Origin of the sequence: Desulfofundulus thermobenzoicus, from assembly GCF_009428905.1 — a bacterium.
Classification (GTDB): Bacteria; Bacillota; Desulfotomaculia; order Desulfotomaculales; family Desulfovirgulaceae; genus Desulfofundulus_A; species Desulfofundulus_A thermobenzoicus.
Genome location: NZ_WHYR01000231.1, coordinates 1 through 418, shown reverse-complemented (window position 1 = coordinate 418; position 418 = coordinate 1). Strand labels below are relative to the sequence as shown.

The window sequence follows — 418 nt, the reverse complement described above, 5'->3', positions numbered from 1 at the left end:
GTTCATTTACTAGAGTCATCTATTGTTTTTTTCATTGTAGCACATTCATTTCGTAAAAAAGTGAGTCAAAAAGCCGATTCACGGCAAAAACCACCCTTTAGTTTACATAATGTTTTTATCGTCGTGTATTAAATGTTTGCATCCTGAAAATGAATTCAGTAAAATGGCAAATAATCCTACTGCTTCCTCCCAAACATATTGGGGAGGGGTTAACACTTGTTTACATTATCAGATATGTGGACATTTTGCTGGTCGTTTTTCGTCATTCTTCCTATCGTTGCCATCTTGCATCAGCTTGGCCATATTATGGTCGCATGGATGTTTGGCGCAAAGGTTTCTTTTGCTCTTGGCAGAGGCAAAAAAGTATTGAAAATAGGTGTTGTGGAAATTAGACGAATCTATTTTCTAGATGCATTTT

Annotated in this window: 1 protein-coding gene; it reads left to right on the top strand. The window is 36.4% G+C overall.

The annotated features are described in order from the left end of the window. Positions 1-216: 216 nt before the first annotated feature. Positions 217-418, top strand: a 202-nt coding sequence (locus tag GFC01_RS19105; RefSeq protein WP_207707665.1) for a hypothetical protein, incomplete at its 3' end; no start/stop codon positions are given.